This window comes from Agromyces hippuratus (genome assembly GCF_013410355.1).
Classification (GTDB): domain Bacteria; phylum Actinomycetota; class Actinomycetes; order Actinomycetales; family Microbacteriaceae; genus Agromyces; species Agromyces hippuratus.
This window is the reverse complement of sequence record NZ_JACCFI010000001.1, coordinates 2,623,686-2,644,620: the sequence shown is the minus strand read 5'-3', so window position 1 is coordinate 2,644,620 and position 20,935 is coordinate 2,623,686. Positions and strand designations below refer to the sequence as shown.

Annotated in this window: 18 protein-coding genes and 1 pseudogene; 13 read left to right on the top strand and 6 right to left on the bottom strand. The window is 68.0% G+C overall.

The genetic code is table 11. The features are described from left to right. Positions 1 to 1,117 precede the first annotated feature (1,117 nt). Entirely contained in the window at positions 1,118 to 1,990 is an 873-nt protein-coding gene (locus tag BJY17_RS12370; protein ID WP_281371239.1) for a ParA family protein, read from the top strand. Then, positions 1,990 to 2,970 (top strand): ParB/RepB/Spo0J family partition protein, encoded by a 981-nt coding sequence (locus BJY17_RS12365; RefSeq protein WP_179551611.1) that lies wholly within the window; start codon positions 1,990 to 1,992, stop codon positions 2,968 to 2,970. The genes BJY17_RS12370 and BJY17_RS12365 overlap by 1 nt, the downstream gene beginning before the upstream one ends. Positions 2,971 to 3,107: 137 nt before the next feature. On the opposite strand, the gene BJY17_RS12360 is transcribed toward BJY17_RS12365, so the two are convergent. The 6 genes from BJY17_RS12360 to BJY17_RS12335 all read right to left on the bottom strand — a co-directional run bounded on the left by BJY17_RS12360 (position 3,108) and on the right by BJY17_RS12335 (position 11,109). Further along, a complete protein-coding gene (locus BJY17_RS12360) occupies positions 3,108 to 4,067 on the bottom strand; it encodes a D-alanine--D-alanine ligase family protein (RefSeq protein WP_179551610.1) in 960 nt (319 codons plus the stop codon). A gap of 17 nt (positions 4,068 to 4,084) precedes the next feature. After that, positions 4,085 to 5,407 carry an aminotransferase-like domain-containing protein gene (locus tag BJY17_RS12355; protein WP_179551609.1) on the bottom strand — a complete coding sequence of 441 codons (1,323 nt, stop codon included), beginning with the start codon at positions 5,405 to 5,407 and terminating at the stop codon, positions 4,085 to 4,087. A 166-nt stretch (positions 5,408 to 5,573) separates the two neighbouring features. Then, positions 5,574 to 5,897: a thioredoxin gene (gene trxA, locus BJY17_RS12350; RefSeq protein ID WP_056007113.1), complete on the bottom strand. Its 324-nt coding sequence runs from the start codon at positions 5,895 to 5,897 to the stop codon at positions 5,574 to 5,576. A 92-nt stretch (positions 5,898 to 5,989) separates the two neighbouring features. Beyond that, positions 5,990 to 6,964, bottom strand: a complete 975-nt coding sequence (gene trxB, locus BJY17_RS12345; RefSeq protein ID WP_179551608.1) for a thioredoxin-disulfide reductase — start codon at positions 6,962 to 6,964, stop codon at positions 5,990 to 5,992. A 148-nt stretch (positions 6,965 to 7,112) separates the two neighbouring features. Then, a complete protein-coding gene (gene murJ / locus BJY17_RS12340) occupies positions 7,113 to 8,732 on the bottom strand; it encodes a murein biosynthesis integral membrane protein MurJ (RefSeq protein ID WP_179551607.1) in 1,620 nt (539 codons plus the stop codon). Beyond that, positions 8,725 to 11,109: a DUF6049 family protein gene (locus tag BJY17_RS12335; RefSeq protein WP_179551606.1), complete on the bottom strand. Its 2,385-nt coding sequence runs from the start codon at positions 11,107 to 11,109 to the stop codon at positions 8,725 to 8,727. Before BJY17_RS12335 ends, murJ begins: the two co-directional genes overlap by 8 nt. 106 nt (positions 11,110 to 11,215) lie before the next feature. Here BJY17_RS12335 and BJY17_RS12330 point away from each other — a divergent pair, with 106 nt between their 5' ends. The 11 genes and pseudogenes from BJY17_RS12330 to BJY17_RS12280 all read left to right on the top strand — a co-directional run bounded on the left by BJY17_RS12330 (position 11,216) and on the right by BJY17_RS12280 (position 20,815). Further along, positions 11,216 to 12,646, top strand: a complete 1,431-nt coding sequence (locus tag BJY17_RS12330; protein WP_179551605.1) for a CCA tRNA nucleotidyltransferase — start codon at positions 11,216 to 11,218, stop codon at positions 12,644 to 12,646. 93 nt (positions 12,647 to 12,739) lie between these two features. Further along, positions 12,740 to 13,552, top strand: coding sequence for a hypothetical protein (locus BJY17_RS12325; RefSeq protein WP_179551604.1), 813 nt, complete (start codon positions 12,740 to 12,742; stop codon positions 13,550 to 13,552). 186 nt (positions 13,553 to 13,738) lie between these two features. Beyond that, positions 13,739 to 14,098, top strand: a pseudogene (gene rpsF, locus BJY17_RS12320) (30S ribosomal protein S6); the annotation flags it as partial. A 101-nt stretch (positions 14,099 to 14,199) separates the two neighbouring features. Then, entirely contained in the window at positions 14,200 to 14,721 is a 522-nt protein-coding gene (locus BJY17_RS12315; RefSeq protein WP_179551603.1) for a single-stranded DNA-binding protein, read from the top strand. An 88-nt stretch (positions 14,722 to 14,809) separates the two neighbouring features. Then, complete coding sequence (gene rpsR / locus BJY17_RS12310; protein ID WP_022892391.1) at positions 14,810 to 15,070, top strand: 30S ribosomal protein S18; 261 nt, start codon at positions 14,810 to 14,812, stop codon at positions 15,068 to 15,070. 11 nt (positions 15,071 to 15,081) lie between these two features. Beyond that, positions 15,082 to 15,534 carry a 50S ribosomal protein L9 gene (rplI, locus tag BJY17_RS12305; RefSeq protein ID WP_056007140.1) on the top strand — a complete coding sequence of 151 codons (453 nt, stop codon included), beginning with the start codon at positions 15,082 to 15,084 and terminating at the stop codon, positions 15,532 to 15,534. Between the two features lie 464 nt (positions 15,535 to 15,998). Continuing rightward, positions 15,999 to 17,372: a replicative DNA helicase gene (gene dnaB, locus BJY17_RS12300; RefSeq protein WP_074260984.1), complete on the top strand. Its 1,374-nt coding sequence runs from the start codon at positions 15,999 to 16,001 to the stop codon at positions 17,370 to 17,372. A gap of 732 nt (positions 17,373 to 18,104) precedes the next feature. Beyond that, positions 18,105 to 18,641 (top strand): DUF7010 family protein, encoded by a 537-nt coding sequence (locus BJY17_RS12295; RefSeq protein WP_179551602.1) that lies wholly within the window; start codon positions 18,105 to 18,107, stop codon positions 18,639 to 18,641. Positions 18,642 to 18,842: 201 nt separating this feature from the next. Then, positions 18,843 to 19,622 carry a hypothetical protein gene (locus tag BJY17_RS12290; protein ID WP_179551601.1) on the top strand — a complete coding sequence of 260 codons (780 nt, stop codon included), beginning with the start codon at positions 18,843 to 18,845 and terminating at the stop codon, positions 19,620 to 19,622. Positions 19,623 to 19,676: 54 nt separating this feature from the next. Continuing rightward, positions 19,677 to 20,345 (top strand): hypothetical protein, encoded by a 669-nt coding sequence (locus BJY17_RS12285; protein WP_179551600.1) that lies wholly within the window; start codon positions 19,677 to 19,679, stop codon positions 20,343 to 20,345. A gap of 50 nt (positions 20,346 to 20,395) precedes the next feature. Continuing rightward, on the top strand, positions 20,396 to 20,815 hold the full coding sequence (locus BJY17_RS12280; protein ID WP_179551599.1) for a hypothetical protein: 420 nt from the start codon (positions 20,396 to 20,398) through the stop codon (positions 20,813 to 20,815). The last annotated feature ends 120 nt before the right edge of the window (positions 20,816 to 20,935 follow it).

Below are 20,935 nucleotides of genomic sequence, written 5' to 3'. Positions count from 1 at the left end.
GCATCGAACCGGATGTTTCACGTGAAACGCGGCGAATCGAACAGCTGGTCGGTCGCTACAGTGCGCAACGGCCGGGCGATCCGGCCCTACCAAGGACGATCGGCTCGGATCTCGCGGAGTTCGCACGTGTTTCAACTTGAGAGTCGGTCGCGCCGGTTAGGCTTGACTCTCGGATCGAGGACACCGCAGAATGCGGCGAATCTCTCGAGTACCAAGGATTTGGAGCGTCGGCATGGCACAGGGCGGGGGACGTGGATGGTTTCACCGCAAGCGCCCTCAGCCCTCCCCAGATGAGCTCACCGGTGGCACCACTCACGTGAGATCCACCCAACCGCCCGCTCCCGGTCCGACGGAAGCAGCGCTACCACAGGTCGAATCATCACCCTCGTCCGATCCCCAGCAGTGGAGCCCTGAGGCTCGAATCAACGCCCCATCGGCCGGCATCGGCACTGACCCCGTCACTGCGGATCGACCCGAAGGTGAGTCGTCGCTCGCAGTCGAGTCACCCGCGATTCGTATCGCGGATCGGGTGGCAGGGGAATCGTCTGCGCCACGGGCTGTCGACGAAGACCACTCGCCCAGCGGATCGCCCGTGAACGCCGAGGTGCCCGCCACCCATGAGACCGTGTCGCGCAGCATCGATTGGGATGCCGCGACGGCGGCAGCGCTCACTGCCGACGTCGATCCTGCAGAGACTGCCACGGAGCATCACCCCACAGGCCCCGATCGGCTGCTCGAAGATCTGATCCGCGAGATCGTCGGCGATGCCACTGCCGACACTGCCTCCGCACTGCACCCCATGCGCACCGCCGCTGTAAGCACGCCCCACGACGCTGCGGAGACGGCCACGACCGGCATCGCCCCTGAGGCTGCTGCGCCGCAGACCGCTGCACCGGGAAGCCTGGAAGGCGCCGTGCCGGGCGAGACCGCCGACCCGCAGGCGCCACCGCCCGAGCTTGTCACGGTTCCTCCGGTATCGCCGCCTGTCGCGCTGACCGCTCCGACGGCGGATGCCACCAGACCCGTCGCCTCGCTCACCGCGCCAGCAGCACCCCACGAACCAACCGAAGCCCCCGATGTTTCACGTGAAACATCGTCAGATCACGGAGGAACTCCCCTGGCTTACGAACTCGCCGACGAGACCCGTCGGCGCAACGCACTCGATGAAGCGGTACTGCCGCTGCCCCCGTCGACTCGCGTGCTGACGATCTCAAATCAGAAGGGTGGCGTCGGCAAGACGACCACCGCCGTGAACCTCGCTGCTGGCCTCGCACGTGCGGGCGCTCGGGTGCTCGTGATCGACCTCGACCCGCAGGGCAATGCGTCGACGGCGCTCGGCGTCGATCACCGATCCGAACGCAAGAGCGTCTACGAGGTACTCGTCTCCGACGTCTCACTCGCCGAGGTCGTGCAGCCGTCGACCGAGCACGAGTTGCTCGACTGCGTACCGGCGACCATCCATCTCGCCGGCGCCGAGATCGAACTGGTCTCGCTCGTCGCGCGCGAGCAGCGGCTGCGTAGGGCGCTCGATGCACATCTCGCCACTATGGAACGCCCTTACGACTACGTCTTCATCGACTGCCCGCCGTCGCTGGGGCTGCTGACGATCAACGCATTCGTCGCTGCTCGTGAGGTGCTCATCCCGATCCAGTGCGAGTACTACGCGCTCGAAGGTCTCTCCCAGTTGCTCAGCAACATCGAACTGATCGAGAAGCACCTCAATCCCGAGCTTCGCCTCTCGACGATCCTGCTGACGATGTACGACTCGCGCACCAACCTCGCCCAGCAGGTGGCGCAGGAGGTGCGCGACCACTTCCCCGTGCAGACACTGGAGACGATCATTCCCCGATCCGTCCGCGTGTCGGAGGCGCCGAGCTATGGTCAGAGCGTGATCAGCTACGACTTCGGATCGACCGGATCCCTGTCGTATCGAGAGGCAGCCGCCGAGATCGCTCGTCGCGGAGCAGCAACACCCGAGGAGTCGAACTGATGGCAACGAAACGAACCGGCCTCGGACGTGGAATCGGTGCACTGATTCCGAGCGGCGAAGACAGCGCACGAGCGCGCCCGGTCGACGTCTTCTTCCCGGAGTCCGATGCCCAGCAGCCCACTGCGGTCGCAGTGGTCGAGCAGGCTGCATCGGCAGAGGGACTCGTCACTGTTCCGGGCGCTCACCTGGCCAGGCTCGACCCGAACGACATCCTTCCCAACGCCCACCAGCCGCGCAGCGTGTTCGACCCCGATGATCTCGCCGAACTCGTGCACAGCGTGCGCGAGTTCGGGGTGCTGCAACCGATCGTCGTTCGACGCCACCCCGAACTCGCGGGCAAGTACGAACTGGTCATGGGCGAACGGCGCCTCCGCGCCACCAAGGCCGCCGGCCTCGACTCGATCCCAGCGGTCGTGAAGGACACGGCGAACGAGGACATGCTGCGCGACGCGCTGCTCGAGAACCTGCACCGCTCCCAGCTGAACCCGCTCGAAGAGGCGTCTGCCTACCAGCAGTTGCTGGCCGACTTCGGCATCACGCAGGAACAGCTCGCCACACGCATCGGTCGTTCGCGCCCGCAGATCTCGAACACGCTTCGACTGCTCCGACTCCCCGAGCCGGTGCAACTCCGCGTCGCGGCGGGTGTGCTGAGCGCCGGTCACGCCCGTGCGATCCTGTCGATCGGTGACGACGCCGCCGAGATGCAGCGATTCGCCGACAAGATCGTGAACGAGGAACTCTCCGTTCGCGCCGCCGAAGCCGTCGCGACGAAGGAGCCGAAGACCTCGCGCCCCAAGCCAGCTGCCGGCAAGCGGCAGGATTTCCTCGAGGACTTGGCCGCTCGACTGGGCGACCGGCTGAACACCCGAGTGAAGATCGCCCTCGGCGCACGAAAAGGCCAGATCACGATTGATTTCGCCACCGTTCAGGACCTGCGTCGGATTCTCACCGATCTCGGTGAAGATCTCGACGGCGTGTGATCTCGAATCGCCCGGAGAATCCGTTCTGACGAACCGAAATCAGTCGATTCGAGCCGGAAGAATGGTGTGGAACGCACGCGGATCTGAACGCGAAAGAGGGTCGGTCCATTCGGACCGACCCTCTTTCAGATTCAACGTCAGTTGGCGCGAGCGTGTGCTGCCTCCACGAGTGCACCGTAGATGGCGGCGGCACTCGTGCCCGAAGCCTCGATGGCGAGCGGCACGAGTGACGTCTCGGTGAGACCGGGGATGACGTTCGCCTCGAGGAACCAGGGGCGGCCGCTGTCATCGACGATGAAGTCGACGCGGGAGAGGTCGCGGAGCCCGAGCGTGCGGTGAGCGAGCACGGCAGCTTCCGACACCGCCGTCACCGCGGCGTCGCCGAGCCGAGATGGTGCGTAGAACGTGGTCTCCCCCGCGTTGTACCGCGCCTGGAAACTGTAGACACCGGCGGTCGGCTCGATTTCTACCGCCGGGAGGGTCCGCGGGCCGTCGCCGGTGTCCACGACCGCGACCGCGATCTCGGTGCCATGGATGCGGCGCTCGACGACGGCGACGTCGTCGTAGGTGAATGCCTCGACCATCGCGCGCGGCAAGTCGTTCGTGTCGTCGACGATCGTGACGCCCTGGGCCGATCCTCCGGATGCCGGCTTCACGACGAGGTCGCCCTCGAGTGCTGAGCGGACGACCTTCAGCACGCTCGATGCTCCGAGCTCTCTGAAGGCCTCGTGGGACAGCACGATGGATTCGGGAACGTCGACGCCCGCGGCGGCGAGCAGCGAGCTCGCGACGGGCTTCGACCAGGCACGGCGCGACGCCGCACCCGACGATCCGACGGTCGGCACACCGATCGCGGCGAGCAGCTCGAGGAGCGAGCCGTCTTCACCGCTCGATCCATGCAGTGCGGGGAATACGACGTCGGGCCGCTCGTTCACGAGGAACGGGAGCAATCCGGCGTCGGGGTCGCGGAGCACCACTCGGTGGCCCGCCGCGATGAGCGCGTCGGCCACCCGGCGTCCCGAACGGAGTGAGACGTCGCGTTCGTGCGAGATACCGCCAGCGAGAACGACAACGGAGAGACCGGAAGAATCGCTCATGATCAGGTGTTTCTCCACTACTTCAGGTCGGATGGCGGTGCGGATTCGTAGCCCGCACTCGGTGGCAGCTGGAGCGGGCCGGTGCCCGCGAAGGTGTCGAGCAGGTCGAGCTCACCGTTGATCACGGTCGCGAGACGACGGATGCCGAGCCGGATCGCATCTGGCGTGGGGTAGCAGAACGACAGGCGCATCGCATGGCGGCCGCGACCGTCGGCGAAGAATGCCGTACCAGGCGTATACGCCACGAGCTCTTTCACCGCGCGCGGCAGCATCTGCTTCGAATCGAGCACGTCAGGCATCGTGACCCAGACGTAGAACCCGCCGTTCGGGTTGGTCCAGTTGAGCTGCGGCAGGTACTCCCCCAGCGCCTCGATCATCGCGTCTTTCCGCTCGCGATACACGCCGCGGAACGTGTCGATCTGCGCGCGCCAGTCGGCGGTTGCCAGGTACTCCGACACCACCATCTGGCTGAACGAGCTCGGCGACAGGATCGCGGACTCCGCCGCGAGGATGAGCTTCTCGCGAATGGCGTGCGGTGCGAGCGCCCATCCGACCCGGAAGCCGGGCGCGAGCGTCTTCGAGAACGAGCCGAGGTAGATGACGCCCTCGGGGTCGAGCGAACGCAGGGCATTCGGCGCGGGCTCGTCGAAGTGCAGCAGACCGTAGGGATTGTCTTCGAGTACGAGGATCTCGTTCGAGCGGCAGATCTCGAGGATCTCGGGTCGCCGCTCCGCCGAGAGCGTGACGCCGGCCGGGTTGTGGAAGTTCGGGATCGTGTAGAGGAACTTGATGCGACGGCCCTGGCCGCGGAGTGCCGCGATCGTCTGCCGCAACGCTTCGGGGATCAGGCCGTGCTCGTCGGTCGCGACGTGGGCGACGTTCGCCTGGTACGAACGGAAGATGCCGAGCGCACCGACGTAGCTCGGCGACTCGGCGAGGATCACGTCTCCGGGATCGATGAAGAGCTTCGCCACGAGGTCGAGCGCCTGCTGCGAGCCGGTCGCCGTCACGACGTTGTCGACGCTGCCGTGGATGCCCTCGATGGCCATCACCTCGAGGATCTGCTCGCGCAGCTCTGGAATACCCTGACCAGAGCCGTATTGCAGTGCGACTGCGCCGCGTTCGCGCATGACCTTCTCCATCGAGGAGGTGATGAGGTCGTGTGGCAGTGCCGACACGTACGGCATGCCGCCGGCCAGCGAGACCACTTCGGGTCGTGAGGCGACGGCGAACAGGGCTCGGACTTCGGAGGCGGCCAGCCCGGCGGCTCGCTCGGCGTAATTCGCGTACCAGGGGTCGAGATTGTTGCCGGTCCGCTGGGGGACGCCGTCAGATGTCACTGCGCTGCTTCCGTTCTGTTCAGGGTTTCCATGGTAGTTGCTGGGTTCCGGGTGCTCGTTCGGGGTCGGATGGCCTGCGACATCCGCTCGCTTGCGGGTGCTGCGCCCGGAGACGCGAAAGACCCGCCCGGCTTTCGCCGGACGGGTCTGGAAGTTCGACCGCCGACTACGAGATGTAGGCGGCGAGGTCGGCCTCGAGCGCGGGCTTCGGCTTGGCGCCGATGACGGTCTTGACGACCTCGCCCTTCTCGAAGACCTTGAACGCGGGGATCGCGGTGATCTGGTACTTCATCGCGAGGCCGGGGTTCTCGTCGACGTTGAGCTTGACGATGTCGAGCTTGTCGGCGTGCTCCGTCGCGATCTGGTCGAGGATCGGGCTGACGGCGCGACACGGGCCGCACCACTCTGCCCAGAAGTCCACGAGGACGGCCTTCTCGTTGTTGAGGACCTCCTGCTCGAAGGTGGCCTCGGTCACTGCACGTGCAGTCATTGCGTTCTCCTTTTGGTGAAGTCTCGGTGATCGGATGCCGCGGAGCAGCGCTCCCGGCGATCATGTTGTCGCTCCAGTGAGCGACAACCCGGTCAGTTGATGACGGCGAACTCCGTCTCGAGCACGGCCTCGGCGGCGTTCTCGTTGCCGAGTGCTGCGAGGTAGTGCTCGGCGTCGAGCGCTGCGGCTGCGCCGGAACCGGCGGCGGTGATCGCCTGGCGGTAGTGCGGGTCGATGACGTCGCCGGCCGCGAAGACGCCCGGCAGGGAGGTCTTCGACGTGCGTCCCTCGAGCGCGATGGTGCCCTCGGGGGTGAGATCGAGCTTGCCGTGCACGAGGTGCGTGCGGGGGTCGTTGCCGATCGCGACGAAGAGGCCGTCGAGGTCGAGTCCGCGCTCGTCGCCGGTCACGGTGTCGCGGAGGGTGACTCCGGTGACCGCATCGGTGCCGTGGATCGCCGCGATCTCGGCGTTCCAGATGAACTCGATCTTCTCGTTGTCGAAGGCGCGCTGCTGCATGATCTTCGACGCCTTGAGCGAGTCGCGACGGTGGATCACGTAGACCTTGCTGGCGAAGCGGGTGAGGAACGTGGCCTCCTCCATCGCGGAGTCGCCACCGCCGATGACGGCGATCGTCTTCTCGCGGAAGAAGAAGCCGTCGCACGTTGCGCACCACGACAGGCCGTGGCCCGAGAGCACCTCTTCTTCGGGCAGCCCGAGCTTGCGGTACGCAGAACCGGTCGCGTAGATGACCGCGGCGGCTTCGTGCTCGTCGCCGTTGCCCAGCTTGACGCGCTTGACCGGGCCGTCGAGTTCGAGCTCCACGACGTCGTCGTAGACGACCTCGGTGCCGAATCGCTCGGCCTGCTCCTGGAGCTTCGTCATGAGGTCGGGGCCCATGATGCCCTCGGGGAAGCCGGGGAAGTTCTCGACCTCGGTCGTGTTCATCAGCTCGCCGCCGATCTCGACCGAGCTCGCGATGAGCAGGGGTTTCAGCTGCGCGCGAGCGGCGTAGATCGCGGCCGTGAAACCGGCCGGTCCTGAACCGATGATGATGATGTCGCGCAAGCCCGCTCCCGTCGTTGCTGGTGATTCGCAGCATTCAACGAATCGGATGCCACGAGATGCTCAACACAGTCTAAGCGGCGACTATTCCGCGGGAGCTGTGCGGTGCAGCGTGTGACGGATGCCGCGGCGACACGTGCGCCGCGGCCGCTCAACGGCGAAGGCGGGCGACGAGCGGCTCGGCGAACCCGCGCAGCTCGGGCGAGCGCAGCATCCAGAGCACTGCGAAGTAGACCACGCTCATCGAGGCGCCGATGATCGCCATCGAGAGGATCGCGCTGAAGACGCTCGAGAACGCGTAACCGTCGAACGACGTTCCACCGAGCGCCCAGAGCAGGCCGACGCCCACGATCACGGGCAGCACGAGCGCCAGCGCCGACCTGCCGTAGGCGACGAAGACCCGGCGACCGTCGAGCGGCCCGATGCGGCGGCGCAACAGCACGACCGCGAGGATCGCCTGAACGGTGCCGGCGACGGTGATGACGACGGCGATGCCGAACGCCACCCAAGCACTGGGCAGGGGGATGCAGGCCAGCGTGCCGGCGATGATCAGCACGACCTGCACGAGCGTGATGAAGAACGGCGTCTTCGTGTCACCGAGCGAGTAGAAGGTGCGCTGCACGACGAAGAGCACGCTGAACGGGATCAGGCCGACGAGGTAGGCGAGCACCAGCGAACCGCCCGCGAACACGAGCGGTTCGACCGATGAGAACACGCGGGCGAAGAGGAACGCGCACACCATGAGCACTGCCGTGGCGAGCATCAGGATCACGCCGACCCCGCGCACGGCACTCGACAGATCGTCGCGCACCTTTCCCAGGTCGCCGGTCGTGGCGTGCTCGCTCATGCGCGTGAAGTACGCCGTGGCGATCGAGACGGTGATCACCGAGTGCGGCAGCATGAAGATCAGCCAGGCGGTCTGCTGCATGCTGACGGACGCTTCGTCGGGAGACGCCGCGGAGACGCCGACGACGGAGGTCTCGACGAAACCGGCGATCGTCGTGAGCAGCAGCATGCCGAAGGTCCAGCTCGCGACACCGGCCGTCGACCGGAGGCCGACGCCACGCCACGCGAAGTCGGGGCGGTACCGGAGCCCCGCTCGCCGCCAGAACCAGAAGAGCACGATCGCCTGGATGGCGACGCCGAGCGTCGCGCTGCCGGCGAGGAGGGCGATCATGCCGGGCGACCACTCGCCGGCGGTGCGCAGACCGTCTGGGTCGGTGCCGAAGACCAGCGCGAACACGGCGAGTCCGGCGATGGCGACGACGTTGTTCAGCACCGGCACCCAGGTGAAGGGACCGAACACGCGCTTGGCGTTCAACACTTCGCCGAGCAGCGAGTACATGCCGTAGAAGAAGATCTGCGGCAGGCACCAGTAGCCGAAAGCGACGGCGAGGGCGAACACGCCGTCGGTCATGCGACTGCCGACGAGCGCCGTCAGCAGTGGCGTGAGCAGCGTTGCGACGAGGGCCGCCGCCCCGAGGATCACGAGGCCCAGGGTCATGACCTTGTTGATGTAGGCGACTCCGCCGTCGCGATGCGCTGCGGAGCGCACGATCAACGGCACGAGCACCGCGCTCAGCACTCCGCCGGCGACGACCGCGTAGATCGTGTTCGGCAGCTGATTCGCGGCGGCGAACGCGTTCGCACCGGCGCCACCGGCGCCGATGACGGCCGCGAGCAGCGCCGCCTTCACGAACCCGAGGATGCGGGAGACGATCGTGCCCGAGGCGAGGAATGCGCTCGCGCGTCCGATACGGTCTTCAGCCATCGCGGCGCTCGTCTCCCGGTTCGTCGGTCGTGGGGTCGCCTGCAGGCGTCTCGTCGGCTGCGTCGATCGCTGCGGCCTCGGCCCGCTTCTTGCGGTGGCGCCGGATGTTGCGCCAGATGCCGACGCCGAAGAAGACGACGACGAGGACGCCGAGGATCGCGGCGCCGAGGCCCTCCCAGTCGGCCTGCACGTTGACGGGGATCGAGACGGGGCTGCCGACCGGTACGCCCTCGGGCGAGGTCAGCGACACGGTGAGGGTGACCTCCCCGTTGCCGATGCCGGCGGCCACCGGCACCGTCACCGTGCTCCGCGACTCGGGATCGACCGTGACGGTGACCTGGTCTTCGACGACGAGGCGGCCGTTCGACGGCGTGACGTCGACGATGACCGTGACGGGATAGGGCAGGGCATTCAGGATCGTCGTCGGCACGCCCGTCTCGGACGACACCACGTTGATGGGGCTGCTGGGGATGATCGAGACCGCATCGAGCGTTCGGCGCTGGGCGACGAGCCACTCGCCGACCGCGGCGTCCCAGGCGGGGCGATCGGCCAGCCAGTCGACGTCGAGCAGGGCGAGGACATCGCGGCGGGTCGGGCCGGTGAGCTCACGGGGATCGTCGAGCACCGTCGCGAAGGCGGTCAGGTTCGCGTCGGTGCGGACGATGCGACTGACGTTGTCGATGCGCTGCCGGTCTTCGGGTTCGTCGACGAGTTCGCGGGCCACCGGAGGGGCTCCGATGGCGTCGGTGAGCGACGCGGCAGCCACGCGCGGGTTCGCAGCGAGTGCGTCGAGGGTGGCGGCGACGCGTGCCGACTGCGACCCGGCGCCGCGATCGAGCGTCGCCAGCAACGCGACGGGGTGGTCGCCGCTGCCGTCGAGCAGCGCGAGCTCGGCGCCGAGCTGGCCAGCCGCGGCGCGCCACTCGGTGTCGCTGAGGGCCTCGGACGCCGCGCGGAGCGGCGCCGTGAGCCGCGCATCGGCCACGACGGCGGTCGATCCATCGACGCTCGAGGCGGCGTTGGCCCACTGCTCACCGGGAACCACGTTGCCCGGGGCGAGGATCGAGGTCGTCAGCCCCGCACTGGCGAGGAACGCGAGGTTCCCGACGGCGACCGTGTCGTCGGCGGGCCAGCCGATGTCGGTTCGGGTATACGGCCAGTCGAGCAGTTCCTCGGTCGTCGGAACCTCGCCCGCCGGAGGTTCGGTCGGCACGGGGGTGGCGCTGGGGTCGGTTCCCTCGGGCGCCGTCGTTCCGCCTTCATCGGTGCCGTCGACCTCGTGGGTGACGTCGCCCCCGGCCTCGGCGCCTCCCGCGAAGTCCGCCGGATCGAGCACGTCGGAGAACGACGTCGGACCGAGGAGCGCGGGCAGGCCGAGCTGCGCCTGCGCCGCGACATCCGCATCTGCATACGCGAGGGGGAATATCTCGTTGGGGAGCGCGGCGAGGCGCTCGAGCCACGCCGCGGCGGTGCTCGGCGCGGCGGTGCCGAGCGTGCGGATGGAGGCGATGATGCGGGGGTCGATGCCGATCGCGACGGGGCGCCCTTCGACGGCGTCGAGCTGGCGGGTCAGCAGTCCGGACGGCGAGGTCCATGCGGCCAGGTCATCAGCTTGGAGCAGGCCGGTCGCGGATGCCGGCACCGTCACGGGAACCGCGACCGCGATCGCGGTCGGGCCCGTGGTCGGCGCCGCCGTACTGGCGAAGGCGTCGGTGGCCGATGCGACGACCGTGCCGTCGACATGCAGTTCCACGCCGAGGCCGAGCACCGGTGATCCGGCGATCTCGTCGACGGCCGTCGGTGGCAGCGTGACCGATACGACCTCGACAGCGCCGGCGGCGATCATCGTGGACTCCACCTCGGCGACCTCGACGCCGTCGATGGTGGTCGCCTCGGTCGCAGCCGCGTCGGCTGCCGAGGTGTCGGGGTCGGGCGCCTGGGCGAGCCACGCATCGAGCTCGGCCGTGTCGTCGATCGCGGCCGCCGAGCGGAAGAGCTGCAGGGCGCCCGCCGGGATGGCTTCCGCCGTGGCGTTCTCGACCTCGATCTCGAGCGCGATGGGCGCGTCGGGCGCGATGCTCGTCGTCACCGTCGGTGCCACGCGCAGCACGACGCCGGAGCCGGAGTCGGCGCGAGACTCGGTCGTCGCGGCGCGCGCCGCCGTCGCGGTCGATGCGCCGGTGACCGCTGCATTCGCCGCGAGCGGCGCGGAGGCCAGCAACGCGACCGTCGCGGCCGTGGCGATCGCCGCACCGAAGGTCGGGAGACCGGGTCGGTGGAACCGGTCAACGTGCGCCGCCGACGACGGCCGCCGGGCGCTCTCCGTCGATTCGACCCGTGAGCACCGGCGGCGCGCAGGGTTCGACTCGGGCACCATGCTGGCGATTCTACGGCGTGGCGCCCGGGCGTTCGCTCGGCATCCACAGGCGCTTCGGGTTGCGTGCGGGCCGAAGCATCCGTCGCCCGGCGCTTAACATAGGGGCATGCAGAGTGTCGCGACAGCCCTCGACCGGCTGGGCGAGCTGGCGGCTTCGCCGACCGTCTCGCGACTCGCGGCGGCGTTCGAGGCGGCCGGGCACGAGATCGCCCTCGTCGGCGGCCCCGTGCGCGACGCCTTCCTCGGGCGGCCCGTCAACGACCTCGACTTCACGACGGACGCCACGCCCGATGAGATCCTCGCGATCGTCAAGCCCATCGCCGAGGCGCACTGGGACATCGGCCGCGCCTTCGGCACGATCGGCGCGAAGATCGCCGGCGAGACCGTCGAGATCACGACGTACCGCGCCGACGCCTACGACGGGGCCTCGCGCAAGCCCGAGGTCGTGTTCGGCTCGAGCCTCGAAGACGACCTCACCCGACGCGACTTCACGGTCAACGCCCTCGCGCTGCGCCTGCCGAAGCTCGAGCTCGTCGACCCGTCGGGCGGCGTGGAAGACCTCGTGGCGCAGGTGCTGCGCACCCCTGCCGCGCCCGAGCAGTCGTTCGGCGACGACCCGCTGCGGATGCTGCGCGCCGCGCGCTTCGCCGCCCAGCTCGGTTTCGCGGTCGAGCCGGCGACGGAGCAGGCGATGACCGACCTCGCCGCGGAGATCGACCGCATCTCGGCCGAGCGCGTGCGCGACGAGCTGACGAAGCTGCTGCTGTCGAGGACCCCCCGCAGCGGCATCCGGCTGCTCGTCGAATCGGGCCTCGCCGAACGCGTGCTGCCCGAGCTGCCCGCGCTCTCGCTCGAGCGCGACGAACACCATCGCCACAAGGACGTCTACGAGCACAGCCTGACCGTGCTCGACCAGGCGATCGACTACGAGATCGAGCGCGGCGTGCTCGACTCCCCCGACCTCATCGTGCGGCTCGCCGCGCTGCTGCACGACATCGGCAAGCCCGCGACCCGGCGCTTCGAGGCGGGCGGCGCGGTCAGCTTCCACCACCACGACGTCGTCGGCGCCAAGCTCGCGCGCAAGCGCCTGCGGGCACTGCGCTTCGACAACGACACGATCGCCGCGGTCTCGCGGCTCATCGAGTTGCACCTGCGGTTCTTCGGGTACACGGATGGCGCGTGGAGCGACTCGGCCGTGCGCCGATACGTGCGCGACGCGGGCGATCAGCTCGAGCGCCTCCACATCCTCGCGCGTGCCGACGTGACGACCCGCAATCGTCGCAAGGCCGATCAGCTCGCCTTCGCCTACGACGACCTCGAGGAGCGCATCGCCGTGCTCGCCGAGGAGGAGGAGCTCGCCGCGGTGCGGCCCGAGCTCGACGGCGCCGACATCATGCGGCTGCTGGGCGTCGCGCCCGGCCCCGTCGTCGGCGAGGCCTACCGGTACCTGCTCGAGGTGCGCCTCGACGAGGGCCCCATCGGCCCGGATGCCGCGACTGAGCGTCTGCTCGACTGGTGGGCGTCGCGCGACGCCTGACGCCGGGTTTATGCACAGGCGCGCGGAGCGGGATTCCGGAGTCGTTATGATCGGCGCGGACGACACCGCACCGACCTCCGGGGGAACACACGCATGACCGCGACGACCATCGACCGCTCACATCTCTCGACCTACACGAAGGCGCGGGCGCGCCTCAACGTGCTCTGGGCCGTGGTGCTGGTGATCGGCGTCGGGTTCTGGTCTCTGGTCTTCGTCGGCCCGGTCATCGCGCAGGCGACCGAGCGCACCGAACAGGTCTCGGCCGTCGCCGTCGAGGAGACGACGGTCATGCAGACGCAGGGCTCGCGTCGGAACCGTCACATCGAAGAGGTCCGCGCCCTCGTGGTGGAGTTCGAGTTCGCCGGCACGCAGTACCGCGAGACGCTCGCGACCGACGACGAGCAGCTCGGCGACGTGACGGTCTACCTCAACACGAGCACCGATCGGGTGGCGTTCGCGGCGCCCGAGGCCATCGACTTCTGGGGCTGGTTCTGGGGCATCGCCGGCGGGCTCGTGCTCGCGGGCGGCGCCATCGCGCTCGTCAGCTCGATCGCGGGCACCGTTCGACTGTCTCGATTCGACCCGTCGTCGCGAGCACCCGAATTCGCGCTCGACGTCACGGGTGCGACCGTGCGGGTCGTCAACCAGAAGAAGGCCGCGACGCCGAAGAACACCGCGATCGACATCACCACGGTGGTCGCCTCGGCGACCGACGGGATCCCGACCGGCACCGAACTGGTGCTGACGGCGAAGGCCGCCGCCGCGCCGGGCGTGCCGCAGACCGGCACCCGCCTCGAGGGCATGTTCGTGAAGCCGGGCGCGAAGAGCGGCCTCGCGGTCGTCCGCTTCGGTGCGGATGCTCCGTGGTGGCCGGTCAGCGCCGGCGAGAAGGCTCCCGAGGTCTGAGGTTCCGACGCCCGCGCGAATGCTCGGGCGGTCGCGCGGGCCGAATGGCGCGGGTGCGTGGCATCCGCTATGCTGTCTAGGTTGCCCGTGTGCCGCGAATGTGCGGCCTCCACGGCGTGACGTATGCACAACCCTCCTGCTGCAGAGATCCTGTAGCCGTTTGAGTCCGAAGGAGGTGGGTTAGTCATGCACCAATACGAGCTGATGGTTATCCTCGATCCCGAGATCGATGAGCGCACCGTTGCTCCCAGCCTTGACAAGTTCCTCAACGTCATCCGAAACGATGGCGGCACTGTCGACAAGGTCGACATCTGGGGACGTCGTCGTCTGGCGTACGAGATCAACAAGAAGAACGAGGGCATCTACGCCGTCGTCGACTTCACCGCCGAGTCCAAGACCACCGATGAGCTCGACCGCCAGCTGAACCTCAGCGAGGCCGTCATGCGCACCAAGGTCCTCCGCGCCGAAGAGGCGATCGCACAGGTCGCCGCTCACGCGAAGGCCCAGGAGGCGAAGGCCGCGAAGAAGGCCGCCGCTCAGGCGAAGGCCGGCGCGAAGGCTGCAGCTCCTGCTGCCGCTGTCGCCGCCGCTCCCGCTGCTGCGGTCGCCGCCGCTCCCGCCACGGCCAAGAAGGACGACTAGTCCTCATGGCCGGCGAGACCATCATCACCGTGGTGGGCAACCTCACTGCAGATCCCGAGCTGCGTTACACGCAGAACGGCCTCGCGGTTGCCAACTTCACCATCGCTTCCACTCCTCGTACGTTCGACCGTCAGGCGAACGAGTGGAAGGACGGCGAAGCGCTGTTCCTGCGCGCGAGCGTCTGGCGTGAATTCGCCGAGCACGTGGCCGGTTCACTCACCAAGGGATCCCGGGTCATCGCTTCCGGGCGTCTCAAGCAGCGTTCCTACGAGACGAAGGAAGGCGAGAAGCGCACCACCATCGAGCTCGAGGTCGATGAAATCGGCCCGAGCCTGCGCTACGCCACCGCGTCCGTGACGCGCGCCCAGTCCAACCGTGGTGTCGGCGGCGGCAACAGCTCCTTCGGGGGCGGCGCCGGTGCCGACGAGCCGTGGGCACCCAGCGCCCCCGCAGCAGCCCCTCAGGGCGGCGGCGGAGACGTCTGGAACACCCCCGGTACGAGCTACGGCGACGAGACCCCCTTCTAGGCCCAGGCGCTCCAGTAGCGCAGCGGCCGGTGAGCGGATGCCACAGGCATCCGCTTGCTCGAATCGTTTTCAATAGACAGGAAAGACAATGGCTGGAAAGTCGAGCGGCGATCGCCGCAAGCCGACCCGCGGGAAGGGCGCGAAGAACGCCGCCCCGGCGAAGTCCATCAAGGTCGGTGTCATCGACTACAAGGACGTCGCGACCCTCCGCAAGTTCATCTCCGAGCGTGGAAAGATCCGCGCCCGCCGTATCACCGGTGTCTCCGTGCAGGAGCAGCGCCTGATCGCCCGTGCCGTCAAGAACGCACGCGAGATGGCCCTTCTGCCCTACTCGGGCTCTGGCCGCTAAGGAGCACGACAATGGCTAAGGTAATTCTCACCCACGAGGTCACCGGCCTCGGCACGGCCGGCGACGTCGTCGAGGTCAAGAGCGGTTACGCTCGCAACTACCTCGTCCCCCAGGGCTTCGCTGTGGCGTGGTCGCGCGGCGGCGAGAAGCAGGTCGAGCAGATCAAGGCGGCTCGCGCCGCTCGCGCCCTGCACTCGCTCGAAGACGCACAGGCTGTCAAGGCCAAGCTCGAGTCGACCAAGGTCAAGCTGGCCGTCAAGGCCGGCCAGGGCGGTCGCCTCTTCGGCTCCGTCAAGACCTCGGATGTCGCGGCTGCCGTCGCGACCGCCGGTCTCGGCGAGCTCGACAAGCGCAAGATCGAGATCACGACCCCCATCAAGGCGGTCGGCGACCACGAGGCTACGGTTCGTCTGCACGACGAGCTCTCGGCGACGATCACCCTTCAGGTGGTTGCCGCGAAGTAACTCGCGACGCACCACGGGAACGGCGGTTCGGGCTTCGGCCCGGCCGCCGTTTTCGCGTTGTCGCGTACACCCGCGACGTGGGTGCGCGCAAGTCGAGATGCATGTTTCCTGAGATGGTTGTACACAGGTCGGCACACAGGTGGAAACGACTTTCAAAGAAGTTTTCCCCCACAGGTGTGAGTAGATGAAAATGCTGGTCAAATTGAAATTCAACCCATGTAATTCACCGAGTTTCCACAGTTATCCACAGGCGTAGTGCACATATTCCACGGCGTTTCGCCCAGATTGTCCCCAGAGTTATCCACAGGCTGGGTTGTGTGTGTGCACAGGCTTCCCTATCGTGAAGCAGCGTCCATTCCACCCCTTCTGAAATCCTGCTCGGCCCGCCATGTCGGCGGCCTCCGGGACACTGGGTCGTGGGCGCGGGTCGCTCGCCCGTCTGAGCCGAACCGGAGGTCATGAACTTGTCGATCGCGCACATCGGGCTCGCTGAACCGGCCGACGACGGTGACGCCCGACGGGGCGAACGCGTTCCTCCCCACGACCTCCTCGCCGAGCAGAGCGCGCTCGGCGGCATGATGCTCTCGAAAGACGCCGTCGCCGACGTCATCGAGACCGTTCGCGGCGTCGACTTCTACGTGCCGAAGCACGAGGTCGTCTTCAACGCGATCCTCACCCTCTACTCGCACGGCGAGCCCACCGACGTCATCGCCGTCACCGACGAGCTGACGAAGACCGGCGACCTGCAGCGCGCCGGCGGCGTCGAGTACCTCCACACGCTCACGAGCATCGTGCCGACCGCGGCGAACGCCGGCTTCTACTCGTCGATCGTCGCCGAGCGCGCGATGCTGCGCCGCCTCGTCGAGGCCGGCACTCGAATCGTGCAGATGGGCTACCAAGGCGAGGGCGAGGTCACCGACCTCGTCAACAACGCCCAGGCCGAGATCTACGCCGTGACCGGCTCGGTCGAGACCGAAGACTACGTGCCGCTGTCCGAAGCCGTGACGGTCGCCATCGACGAGATCGAGGCTGCGAAGCACACCGATGGCAAGTTCACCGGCGTGCCCACCGGCTTCGCCGACCTCGACGACCTGACCAACGGGTTCCACCCCGGCCAGATGATCATCGTCGCGGCGCGACCCGCCATGGGAAAGTCGACCCTCGCGCTCGACTTCGCACGGGCCGCGTCGATCACGAACGGCCAGCCGTCGGTCTTCTTCTCACTCGAGATGGGCAAGAGCGAGATCGCGATGCGTCTGCTCAGCGCCGAGGCATCCGTGCCGCTGCAGATGATGCGAAAGGGCACGGTCGACTCGCGCGACTGGACCACGATCGCGGCGACCCGCGGCCGCATCAACGACGCACCCCTCTACATCGACGACTCCCCCAACATGACGCTCGTCGAGATCCGTGCGAAGTGCCGCCGCCTCAAGCAGAAGGTCGGGCTGAAGATGGTGGTCATCGACTACCTCCAGCTCATGACGAGCGGCAAGCGCGTCGAGAGCCGCCAGCAGGAGGTCTCGGAGTTCTCGCGTGCGCTGAAGCTGCTCGCGAAAGAGTTGCAGGTGCCCGTGATCGCGCTGTCGCAGCTGAACCGTGGCCCCGAGCAGCGCGCCGACAAGATGCCCGCCATCAGCGACCTGCGCGAGTCGGGCTCGATCGAGCAGGACGCCGACATGGTGATCCTGCTGCACCGTGAGAGCGCCTACGAGCGCGACAGCCCCCGCGCCGGCGAGGCCGACCTCATCGTGGCCAAGCACCGTAACGGCCCCACCCGCACCATCACGGTGGCGTTCCACGGCCACTTCTCGCGCTTCGCGGACATGGTGCAGGGGTAGCTGCCTGCATGTAGGTTCTCGCGCAAGCTGTCATTTTCTCGATGACTTGTCACGCACTCGGCGAAATGCCAATTATCTGAGACTCGGCTCGGCGCCCTCGACAGTTGCCGCTCGTTTCCGCTGATCCCATCGATGGATGAGCAATCAGTGCCGACGTCGTTGCAGTCGACGCCACCGGGCTCATGGCGTGGCGCCGCCGGTTGGCTGACGCAACTGAACGCTGAGCACCGTGGGCGGAGCGTCCGGGTACTGCTGCACGTCGATCCGTCTGACTCCGCACTCGGCGCATCGCACGTAAAGAACCCGACCCTCTGATGTGGCGTGCGCCGACTCCACGATCCACCCGTGCTCATGACCCGTGAGCAGTTGGTGCGATGCCTGGACCGCGGCATCCGTGCTCGCTCCGCTCGTTCTGCCCGTTGCAGGCGCTCTCATGTCCATGCTCCGAGCCTGCCGCGTTCGCGCGCTCGCCGGCAGCCTCCAGCCGACCGATGCGTGCATCCACCGGTCGGCGGATGCACGCCATCGGGCGCCTCAGTCGCGTCATGGCGGATTCCACGGCACGTGTCGAACTCCCGCGACGATCGACTCGCACCCGCCGTCGGGCCGGCTTTCGGACAAGAGGTGGGGTGGAGCCGCGGCGCGGCACTACGCCATGATTGGTCCGGCGCGTTCTGATGAGCGTTGACGCATCTGCCGTAGGTGACTCGGCCCGACTGGATGAGGACCGACGTGGACGTTCTGCAAGCCCAAGCCGACGTGAGGCGTATCTACCGTGGCGGCTTCTCCGGGCCGCTCGTCTCCGCGATCATCTGGGCCGTCGCGGCTGCGGTCTTCTTCTGGGTTTCACCTGCCGCCGGCATGGCTGTGCTGTTCTTCGGTGGCATGTTGATCTTCCCGTTGGCAGCGCTCGTCCTGAAGTTCATGGGTGGCCCCGTTGCGCTCCCGAAGGGTCATCCCTCTGCCGCTTTGGCGATGCATTCCGCGTTCACCGTGCCGCTCGGACTCCTCGTTGCGATCGTGCTCGGCACGTACGAGCCTCTTCTCTTCTTCCCGGCGTCGCTCATCATCGTCGGCGCGCATTACCTCGTTTTCATCTCGCTCTACGGAATGAGGCTGTTCGCAGTTCTTGCAGGTGTGCTCGTTGCGCTCGGCGTGATCACCCTGTTCTTGCTGCCCAACCTCGGCGCAGTCAGCGGGTGGATCGGCGCCGGCATCTTCCTCGTCTTCGCCGTGTTGCTGTTTCGGGCTAGGGACATCGCTCACTAGCCCCCGCCCGCAGGCGGATCGACATGCGGACGCCGCTGATCAAGCGAGTGAGGCGGCTACAAACAGTGAGACCGCCCCAATTCCGAGCCCCATTCGGCTCGCGCGACTGTGGCAGGCTGGTTCGGTGATTTCACTGCGTGAGCTCACCGAGATGTTCGACCCCTCCGGTACCGCCACCGCGGCGGAAGGAAAGGATGCCGTATGGCGGATCTGAGCGACGGTCCTGCCACGACGTTCGCGCGCGCTGCGACGCAGTGGACGCAATTGGACTGGTGGAAGCTCGAGGCGCGTGCGCTGCACCGCGTTCCCGAGCTTCGTCGGTCGCTGGCGGCCTTCGCGCCGACGGCTGCCTGGAGGGACCTCGCGAAGAACGTCGCGCCGGGATGGGGGTGCCTGCTCACGCTGTCGAACATCGCGAGCTTCACGTTGCCCGTCGTCGCGCTGCTCTTCCTGTTGTCGTGGGTCTTCGGGCGCAATGATGTCGCGCCGGTGGGTGTCGCCGGGCTGCTCGCAGGCGTCGCCGCGCTCATCGCGGGCATCGGCATCGCGACGGAATTGCGCGAGTCGCTGGGTACCGACCCGAAGATCCATCGGATGCTCGGCTCGCTGCATCTCGTGCCGTCGGCGATCGGGTTGCTCATCGCCGCCGGTGCGATCGCACTGGGGGCGGCGGATGGCGTGTGGGGCGTCGGAGGGCTGCTGGCAGACGTGATCGTCGGCATCCTGCACTTCCTGATGTTCCGTGGGCCCGCCCACACCGGAAGCGATCGCTGGCAGCGCAGTTTCTCCCGTCTCGAAGCTGCGCTGGATGGCATGCCACCCGACGAGCGGATGCGCATCTACAGCGACATCCAGACCGCGCTCGCGGGTCTGAGAGACCGCGGGCTGATCTCGCGGGAGGACTTCGCCCGGGCCCGCGAGCTGCGCATCGGCATCCTGGGGATGACGATGGCGCCGCGCGAGGATCTGACGCCGCGATGAGCTCCACGGTCCTCGACCCGGGCTCCGCGAGGCGGATCGCGTAACCTGACGTGCATGGCGTTCGTCCTCATCCGGCCGGAATCGCGCCCCTGGATCGGCATCGCGGCGGCGGATGACGCCAGCGTCGCAGAGGCCGACCGCGCCGCGCTGGCGCTCCGCGGCGACTACGAACGATGGTCGCGATGGGCCTTCGGCCTCGCCTGCTTCGTCGTGACGGCACTGGGCGTGTTCGTCACCGCCGGGATGCTCGATGCCATCGCGCAGCTGGGAGGCCCGCTGTCGCTCGTGGACCTCGTGGTGACGGGCGTCGCCGTGATCCTCGCCGGCGCCGCAGCATTCGGGCTCGCGCAGCTGTGGCTCACCGGGCGAGCGCTCACGACGAGTGCCGCCTCGTGGCTGCGCGCGCCATTCCGGGCGGGTTCTCGTCAGCGCCGCCCAGGCGGGTGGGTGCAGGCGCGAACCGTCTATCTCGAGCCGCGCAACCTCGTCAGGCTTCTGACGTCCTCGCTGGCGTTTCTCACCGCGATCCTCGGCAGCGCGGCCGCGGTTCGTGACCTTGTGGCAGGTGACTTCAGCGGACTGTCGGTCGCGGCGGGCATGATCGGCCTGATCGCGCTCGCCTGCGGGCTCGGCCAAGCGGGCGGCGTGCTCCGCATCGGCTCGAGTGTCGCCGAGGGCGATCCGATCTGGTACCGCATCCGCTCCGCCTTCGCGCCGCGCTGAGCCCCGACCGCGACTGAGAGGCAGCACCCGCCGTGATCCATCCCGTCAGCATGCGCCGAATCCGTGCCGCCGTGGCCGCCGCCCTCTTCGCGCTCATCCTGGCAGGATGCGCCATGGCGTCCGATGACGGGCTCGACGAGTACAGGACCGAGGCGGACCGGCTCCTCGGTGAGACGGTCGCCCTGATCCCGGCGAACCTCGAGCCCCAGTCCGGCTTCTCGGAGTCCGAGCCGAGATACGCTTCGAAGTCGGGAGGCGCGTCGGCATCCGACCCCGCCTGGTGGCAGGCTCGCGATGTCCTGAACCTCGCGGCGGAGACGGATGCCTCGGCAAACGCGGCTGCGGCGATCGCCGTCGGGCTCACCGCCGACGGCTGGCGTGAATCGACGGTGCGCGAGACCGAGGGCGGCGCCCGCATCACGGATGGGTTCCGCAAGGACCTCGACGGCGGGGATGGTACATCGAGGTGACGTGGGCGCAGACGCGGCCGGAGATGGACGAAGCCGTCGAGGTGCTCGTGGTCAGCCCGCAGACGTGATGGCGGCCGTGTTCGCCCGATGCTCAACGGCGTGGCGTGGCGTGGCGTGGTC